This is a genomic window from Actinomycetota bacterium (assembly GCA_036280995.1).
Classification (GTDB): domain Bacteria; phylum Actinomycetota; class CALGFH01; order CALGFH01; family CALGFH01; genus CALGFH01.
This window is the reverse complement of sequence record DASUPQ010000890.1, coordinates 1-7,398: the sequence shown is the minus strand read 5'-3', so window position 1 is coordinate 7,398 and position 7,398 is coordinate 1. Positions and strand designations below refer to the sequence as shown.

At 77.5% G+C, this 7,398-nt stretch carries 7 protein-coding genes and 1 pseudogene; 5 read left to right on the top strand and 3 right to left on the bottom strand.

Annotated elements, in window-relative coordinates:
- Positions 1-9: 9 nt before the first annotated feature.
- Positions 10-159 (top strand): annotated as a pseudogene (locus VF468_29830) (glycosyltransferase).
- A gap of 414 nt (positions 160-573) precedes the next feature.
- Here the strand turns inward: VF468_29830 and VF468_29825 are convergent.
- Together VF468_29825 and VF468_29820 are read right to left on the bottom strand one after the other, a co-directional pair.
- On the bottom strand, positions 574-1,944 hold the full coding sequence (locus VF468_29825) for an FAD-dependent oxidoreductase (protein ID HEX5882486.1): 1,371 nt from the start codon (positions 1,942-1,944) through the stop codon (positions 574-576).
- A gap of 13 nt (positions 1,945-1,957) precedes the next feature.
- Positions 1,958-3,001 (bottom strand): ABC transporter ATP-binding protein, encoded by a 1,044-nt coding sequence (locus tag VF468_29820; GenBank protein ID HEX5882485.1) that lies wholly within the window; start codon positions 2,999-3,001, stop codon positions 1,958-1,960.
- A 128-nt stretch (positions 3,002-3,129) separates the two neighbouring features.
- Here VF468_29820 and VF468_29815 point away from each other — a divergent pair, with 128 nt between their 5' ends.
- Positions 3,130-3,927 carry a prepilin peptidase gene (locus VF468_29815; GenBank protein ID HEX5882484.1) on the top strand — a complete coding sequence of 266 codons (798 nt, stop codon included), beginning with the start codon at positions 3,130-3,132 and terminating at the stop codon, positions 3,925-3,927.
- A gap of 39 nt (positions 3,928-3,966) precedes the next feature.
- Positions 3,967-5,196, top strand: coding sequence for a chorismate synthase (gene aroC, locus VF468_29810; protein ID HEX5882483.1), 1,230 nt, complete (start codon positions 3,967-3,969; stop codon positions 5,194-5,196).
- Here aroC and VF468_29805 read toward each other — a convergent pair.
- On the bottom strand, positions 5,121-5,444 hold the full coding sequence (locus tag VF468_29805; protein HEX5882482.1) for a hypothetical protein: 324 nt from the start codon (positions 5,442-5,444) through the stop codon (positions 5,121-5,123). The two genes, aroC and VF468_29805, sit on opposite strands and share 76 nt — an antisense overlap.
- 148 nt (positions 5,445-5,592) lie before the next feature.
- Between VF468_29805 and VF468_29800 the strand changes: the two genes are divergently transcribed.
- Positions 5,593-6,138 (top strand): shikimate kinase, encoded by a 546-nt coding sequence (locus VF468_29800; GenBank protein HEX5882481.1) that lies wholly within the window; start codon positions 5,593-5,595, stop codon positions 6,136-6,138.
- Positions 6,139-6,196: 58 nt separating this feature from the next.
- Positions 6,197-7,303: a 3-dehydroquinate synthase family protein gene (locus VF468_29795; GenBank protein HEX5882480.1), complete on the top strand. Its 1,107-nt coding sequence runs from the start codon at positions 6,197-6,199 to the stop codon at positions 7,301-7,303.
- The last annotated feature ends 95 nt before the right edge of the window (positions 7,304-7,398 follow it).

The following is a 7,398-nucleotide window of genomic DNA, read 5'->3' as shown; positions in this document are numbered from 1 at the left end:
GTCCTCTCGGTGGCCGTCAACCGTGGCCTGGGCGCGGCCGTCCGCCGGGGGCTGGCCGCCGCCACCGAGCGGGGCGCGGCCGCGGTCGCGTTCTGCGACGCCGACCGCGAGTACGACCCGGCCGAGCTGGAGCGGCTGGTCGCCCCCATCCTCGAGGGCCGGGCCGACTACGTCGTCGGCTCCCGCTTCGCCGGCGAGATCCGCCGCATGCTGCCCCAGCGCCGCCTCGGCAACCTGGCCCTCACCGGCCTGCTCCGCTACGTCGCCCGGGCCCCCATCGGCGACGGCCAGAGCGGCTTCCGCGCCCTGTCCGGCCCGGCCGCCGCCGCCGCCGAGATCGCCCACGACTACAACTACGCCCAGGTCCTCACCCTCGACCTCCTGGCCAAGGGCTACCGCTACCTGGAGGTCCCGATCGGCTACCAGTTCCGCACCTCGGGCCGTTCGTTTGTCCGCCCCCTCCGCTACCTCGGCAAGGTCGTCCCCGCGGTCTGGCGCCAGCTCAACCCGACGACGGCGTGGAGTCGGCCTTCGGCCGACGAGCTACTGGCTTCGACCGGCGGAGCCGGTCGACTAGTCCTCGACCACGTGGGTGGTGAAGGCCTGGCGGGCGGCGGCCCAGGCGGCGTGGTCGAAGGTGCCGTCGGGGGCCAGGGCGTCGGCGGCGGCCCAGGCCATGGCCAGGGCGTGGTGGCTGTTGTCGTGGACGAACAGGCCGAGGCGGCCGAAGCTGAGCAGGGCCGGCTGGGCGGCCGCCCAGGCGTCGAGGGCCTGGAACGGGGTGGCGTAGCCGACCCGGTAGACCGGGTAGACGTTGGGGAGGCGGCGGACCGCGACCCGGCGGGCCGGGCCGGGGTCGGGGAGGCCGCGGTCGGCCAGGGCGGCCCGGACGAGGCCGGCCAGGCGGTCGTTGCCGGCCCGCCAGAGCTCGCCGTCGCGTGAGCAGGGCAGCTCGGCGCAGAGCACGGTCCGCCCCGGGGGGTCGTCGCCGTCGCGGTAGTTGGCCGGCTCCGACACCCGCGTCACCGGGGTGCCGGGGTCGGGCAGGTAGTGGGCGTCATAGGGGCTGTAGCGGCCGCCGTCCAGGACCAGGTAGACGAGCAGCATGGCCCGGAAGCCGAGCTGGCCGGCCGCCTCCAGCACCGCCGGCGGCGGGGCCGGGGTGGTCATCCTGGCCAGGGTGGGGAGGGGGACGGTCGACCAGACCCGCCGGGCCTCCAGCCGCTCGCCCCCGGCCAGGGTGACGGCGGCCCCGTCCGGGCCGAGCTCGACCCGCTCGGCCGCCGTGCCGTAGCGCAGCTCGGCCCCGGCGTCGGCGGCGGCCGCGGCCAGCCGCTCGCAGATCTGGCCGAACCCGCCCCTGGGGTACCAGAACCAGGCGCCGGAGCGGCCGGCGCCGCGGGCCACCCGGGCCAGCAGCCGCCCCGGGGAGCCGGCCGACACCCGGCGGCGGGCCTGCTCGCCGGCCAGCTCGCTGGGGTCGAGACCCCACAGCTTGCGGGCGTACGGGAAGTAGAAGCGCCGGCACATGGTCGGGCCCAGCCCGGCCCGGAGGGTCTCGGCGAAGGTGTCGGCCCGGGGCCTGCGGGCCCAGGCGGTGGCGGCGTCGGCGGCCGCGCCGGCCGCGAACGACGGCGGCAGGCGCCTGGCCAGGTCGGCCGGGCGGAGCGGGAACCGGATCCAGCGGCCCTCCAGGTAGATGCGACCGTTGCGGGGGCGCCGCTGCAGGTCGTCGCCGAGCAGGCCGCGCAGGTCGTCGAGGATGCGGGGCTCGATCGCCGGGTGCAGCCGGTGGCTGCCGTGGTCGACCCGGATCCCGTCCAGCTCGAAGCTGGCGGCGGCGCCGCCGGGACCGGGCGCCCGTTCCAGCACCACCACCCGGTGCCCGGCCCGGGCCGTGCGGTAGGCGGCGCCGACCCCGGCCGGCCCGGCGCCGAGGACGATCAGGTCGGCCGGCTCAGCCAGCGGTGGCGCGCGGGTAGCCGACCGTCGGGCCGCCCACGTAGTCGAGGTCGACGGTGTCGCCGGGGCCGAACTCGGGGGCGTCGAGGACGCGCACGCGCAGGTCGGCCCCGCCGGGGAGGCGGGCCAGGTAGACGGCGTCGTGGCCGAAGTACTGGACCGCGAGGACGGTGGCGGCGTCGCCGACGCTGACCCGGAGCTGCTCGGGCCGGAGCAGCACCTCGACGTCGCCGCCGAGCTCGGTCCGGAGCGGGACCCGCCCGATGGCGGTGTCGGCCAGCCCGGCCGCGGCCACCCCCGGGAGCAGGTTGGCGTCGCCGAGGAAGCCGGCCACGGCCCGGGAGGCGGGCGCCCGGTACAGCTCGGCCGGGGCGGCCTGCTGCACGACGGTGCCGGCCAGCATCACCGCCACCTCGTCGCCGACCACGAACGCCTCCTCCTGGTCGTGGGTGACGAACACGGCCGTGACCCCGAGGTCGGCCAGCAGCCGCTGCACCTCGGCCCGGATCTGGATCCTCAAGCTGGTGTCCAGGTTGGAGAACGGCTCGTCCAGCAGCAGCACCGACGGCCGGGTGACCAGCGCCCGGGCCAGCGCGACCCGCTGGGCCTGGCCGCCGGACAGGCTGGCCGGCATGCGCTCGCCGAAGCCGGCCAGGTCGACCAGGGCCAGCGCCTCCTGCACCCGGGAGCCGCGGCGCTCGGACCGGGACAGGCCGTAGCCGACGTTGCCGGCCACGCTCAGGTGGGGGAACAGGGCGCCGTCCTGGAACACCATCCCGATCCGGCGCCGCTCCGGCGGCACGAAGGTCCCGGGGGCCGACAGGGGCCGGCCGTCGAGGCGGACCTCGCCGGCGTCGGGCCGCTCCAGCCCGGCGATGCAGCGCAGCAGGGTGGTCTTGCCGCAGCCGCTGGGGCCGAGCAGGGCCACCACCCGGCCGGCCGGGACCCGGAGCCCGGCCCCGTCCAGCACCGTCGTCCCGGCGAAGGCCTTGGCCAGGCCCTCGACGGCCAGCCCGCCGGTGGCAGCGTTATGAGGCATGCCTAAATGCTACCCCCCGGCGGGGGGCCGTCCAACCTCCGGCTGTTCGAGCCGCCCGGTGCGCGCCCCCTGCCCGCGTCCGGGGACGGCCGGCGGCCGCCCGGGCGACCAGGCGGTAGGCTCCGCCCATGAGCCCGCAACTCGCCGCGCTCCTGGCCGGGCTGGCCGGGCTGGCCGTCGGCTCCTTCGCCAACGTGGTCATCCGCCGGGTGCCGCGGGGCGAGTCCATCGTCGGGCCGGCCGCGCGCTGCCCGGCCTGCGGGGCGCCCATGGCCTGGCGGGCCAACCTGCCGGTGCTCGGCTGGCTGCTGCTGGGGGGCCGCTGCCGGTCGTGCCGGGCGTCCATCTCCTGGAGCTACCCGGTGGTCGAGCTGGCGATGGGCCTGCTGTGGGCGGTCATCACCCTGCGGCTGGTCGCCGCCGGGCTCGGCTGGGCGGTCCCCGCCTACCTGGCCCTGGCCTTCGTCTGCGTGGTCCTGGCCGTGATCGACGCCCGCACCCGCCTGCTGCCCAACCGGATCACCTACCCGGCCTTCCCGGTCATCCTGGGCCTGCTGCTGCTGGCCAGCGTGGGCCTCGGCGACCTGGGCCGGCTGGCCAGGGGGCTGCTCGCCGCCCTGGCCGTGGGCGGCTTCTTCCTTGCCCTGGCCCTGATCTCCCCCCGGGGCATGGGCCTGGGCGACGTCAAGCTGGCCCCGACCCTCGGGCTGGCCCTCGGCTGGCTGTCGTGGGGCGCGGTGGCCTTCGGAGTCTTCGCCGGCTTCCTGCTCGGCGGCCTGGCCGGTCTGGCCGCGATCGGCCTGCTCGGCCTCACCCGCAAGTCCCTGCTGCCCTTCGGCCCCTGGCTGGTCACCGGCGCCCTGCTCGGCGTCCTGGCCGGCGCGGACGTGGCCGCCTGGTACGCGCGCAGCCTGATCGGCGCCTGAACCAGGGCTGCCTGCCTGATCGCGCTAGCATCCCGGGCGATGCTGCGCTATCTCACCGCCGGGGAGTCGCACGGGCCGGCCCTGGTCGCCGTGGTCGAGGGGCTGCCCGCGGGCGTGCCCCTGACCTCCGAGGAGATCGCCCGCGAGCTGGCCCGCCGGCGGCTCGGCTACGGGCGCGGCAAGCGCATGCGCTTCGAGGAGGACCGGCTGGAGGTGCTGGGGGGGCTGCGCCACGGCCGCACCCTGGGCTCGCCCCTGGCCGTGCGCATCGCCAACAGCGAGTGGCCCAAGTGGACCGAGGTGATGAGCCCCGACCCGGTGGCCGACCCGGAGGCGGCCCGGACGGGCAAGGGCGTGCCCCTGACCCGGCCGCGGCCCGGCCACGCCGACCTGACCGGCATGCAGAAGTACGGCTTCGCCGAGGCCCGGCCGGTGCTGGAGCGGGCCAGCGCCCGCGAGACCGCGGCCCGGGTGGCCGCCGGGGCGGCCGCCAAGGCCCTGCTCGGCCAGGTCGGGGTGGGGGTGGTCAGCCACGTGGTCCGGCTCGGGCCGGCGGCCACCCGCTCGCGGGCCCTGCCCACCCTGGCCGACCTGGAGGAGATCGACGCCTCGCCCGTCCGCTGCCTGGACGGGGAGGCCGAGGGCCGGATGGCGGCCGCGGTCGACGCGGCCAAGGCGGCCGGCGACACCCTCGGCGGGGTGTTCGAGGTGGTCGTCCACGGCCTGCCCCCCGGCCTCGGGTCGTACGTCCAGTGGGACCGCAAGCTCGACGCCCGCCTGGCCGGGGTCCTCATGAGCATCCAGGCCATCAAGGGGGTCGAGGTCGGCGACGGCTTCGCCGGCGCCGCCCGGCCCGGGTCGAGGGCCCACGACGCCATCGTCCCCGGGGCCCGCCCCGGCACCCTGCGGCGGCGGACGGGGCGGGCCGGGGGGATCGAGGGCGGCATGTCGACCGGCGAGGCCCTGCGGGTCCGGGCGGCCATGAAGCCGCTGTCGACCCTGGTCCGGGCCCTGGACACCGTGGACGTGGCCACCGGGTCCAAGGCCAAGGCGGTGGTGCAGCGCTCGGACGTGACCGCCGTCCCGGCGGCCGGCGTGGTCGGGGAGGCGGTGGTCGCCCTGGTCCTGGCCGACGCCCTGCTGGAGAAGACGGGCGGCGACTCCCTGGCCGAGGTCCGCCGCAACCTCGACGCCTACCTGAGCGGCCTCGACCCCCAGGGCGCCGCCGGCCCCCAGGATTCCACCGGCCCCCAGGGCGCCGGGGCGTAGGGGGAGGCGGGCGGCTGGGCCAGGCCGCGCCGGATCCTGGCCAGGTCCCGCTCGGACCGCCACAGCCGGACCCGCAGAGCCAGCAGCAGCATGGTCAGCACCACCAGGACCGTCGCCGCGACCCCGCGGTTGACGACCGCGTCCTGCCCGAACAGGGCGAGGACGCCGCCGAGCTGGCGCGGCCACAGCGAGAAGGCGACGGACAGGGCGGTGCAGGAGAAGAACACGAGCAGCAGGAACCGGCGCATGACCTGACCTCCCCCGGCGTCGGTGAGCCTGACCCGGCCATGGTCCCCGCCCCCGCCCGGCCTGGGCTGTCAGCCGCCGGACAGCCGCGCCGTCAGCCTCCGGACGCCGGCTCGGTCCTGCACGCCCCGGGCTGTTAGGCTTGCCGGCATGCGCCCGATCCTGCCAACCATCGTGGTCATCGGCTTCATGGGGGTCGGCAAGACCTCGGTCGGCCGGCTGATCGCCCGGGCCCTCGGCCGCGAGTTCGTCGACACCGACCTGATGATCGAGCGGGCCGCCCGCATGACCATCGCCGAGCTGTTCCAGCGCGAGGGCGAGCTGAGCTTCCGCCGCCGCGAGATGGCCGCCATCGACCGGGCCATCTCGGTGCCTGGCCGGGTGATCGCGGTCGGCGGCGGCGCCGTGCTCTCGGCCGAGAACCGCACCGCCCTCAAGCAGGCCGGGCTGCTGGTCTACCTGCGGGCCACGCCCGAGACCCTGGCCGGCCGCCTGACCGGGGTCACCGACCGGCCGCTGCTCGGCGACACCGCCGACCGGGCCGGCCGCATCCGCGACCTGCTGGTGGCCCGCGGGCCGATCTACGAGACGGCCGGCGACGTGGCCATCGACACCGACCGGCTCAACGTGGAGCAGGTCGCCGTGGAGGTCATGGAGTGGTACCGCCGCCGGGTCGGGGCCATGGCCGGCCGGTGACAACGGCCCAGCCGGCAGGCGGTGCGGTTCCTTGACGCCGGATCGGCCCGGGAGCGTCCTGCCGGCGAGGGTCCTCGTCCCCACCGGCGGGGGCGGCTACCCCGTCCTCATCGGCGGCGGGCTGCTGGACCGGCTCGACGACCTGCTGCCGCCGTTCCCGGGGGCCGGGGCGGCGGCCGTGGTCGCCGCCCCACCGGTGGCCGCCATGGCCGGGCGGGTCGCCGACGCCCTGGCCCGGCGTGGCCTGGCCGTCCACCGGCTGGAGGTGCCGGCGGGGGAGGCGGCCAAGCGGCTGGAGGTGGTGGCCGGGCTGTACGAGCGGCTGGCCGCGGTCCCGACCCGCCGGGCCGACCCGGTGGTGGCCGTCGGCGGCGGCGCCACCACCGACACCGCCGGGTTCGCGGCCGCCACCTGGCTGCGCGGGGTGCCGCTGGTCAACGTGCCCACGACCGTGCTCGGCATGGTCGACGCCGCCGTCGGGGGCAAGACCGGGGTCGACCTGGACGCCGGCAAGAACCTGGTCGGCGCCTTCCACCAGCCGGTGGCCGTGGTGGCCGACCTGGACACCCTGGCCGGCCTGCCGGCGGCCGAGGTCCGCTCCGGCCTGGCCGAGGTGGCCAAGGCCGGGCTGGCCGGCGACCCCGCCCTGGCCGAGGCCCTGGCCCGCTCCGCCGGGCCGGCCGTGGCCGCCGACCCGGTGGCCCTCGCCCCCCTGGTCGAGGGGGCGGTCCGGGTCAAGGCGGCCGTGGTCGGCGCCGACGAGCACGAGGAGGGCGGCGACGGCCGGGTCGGCCGCCTGATGCTGAACTACGGGCACACCCTGGGCCACGCCCTGGAGCGGCTGGCCGGGTACCGGGGGCTGCGGCACGGGGAGGCGGTGGCGCTGGGGATGGTGTTCGCGGCCCGGGTGGCCGAGGCGGTCGGGCTGGCCCGGCCGGGGCTGGCCGCCGGGCACGTCGAGCTGCTGGCCGCCCTCGGCCTGCCTGTCGGCGGGGTCGAGCTCGACCCGGACCGGGTCCTGGCCGCCATGGCCACCGACAAGAAGCACCGCGGCGGCCTGCGCCTGGTCCTGCTGCGCCGCCTTGGTGAGCCCGAGGTCGTCCCCGCCCCCGACCGCCGGGTCCTGGTCGAGGCCATCCGTTCCCTGGCCGAGGTGCCGCGGTGAAGGCCTATCCGAGGACGGGGGAGGGGCCGCTGGTGCTGGTGCTGCACGGGCCGAATCTGGCTTCGCTGGGGCGGCGCGACCCCGGGCACTACGGC

Excerpts from the sequence above, each read along its gene's own strand:
- VF468_29815 (HEX5882484.1), top strand. The coding sequence starts at position 3,130 with ATGAGCCCGCAACTCGCCGCGCTCCTGGCCGGGCTGGCCGGGCTGGCC.
- VF468_29800 (HEX5882481.1), top strand. The coding sequence starts at position 5,593 with ATGCGCCCGATCCTGCCAACCATCGTGGTCATCGGCTTCATGGGGGTC.
- aroC (HEX5882483.1), top strand. The coding sequence starts at position 3,967 with ATGCTGCGCTATCTCACCGCCGGGGAGTCGCACGGGCCGGCCCTGGTC.
- VF468_29820 (HEX5882485.1), bottom strand. The coding sequence starts at position 3,001 with ATGCCTCATAACGCTGCCACCGGCGGGCTGGCCGTCGAGGGCCTGGCC.
- VF468_29805 (HEX5882482.1), bottom strand. The coding sequence starts at position 5,444 with ATGCGCCGGTTCCTGCTGCTCGTGTTCTTCTCCTGCACCGCCCTGTCC.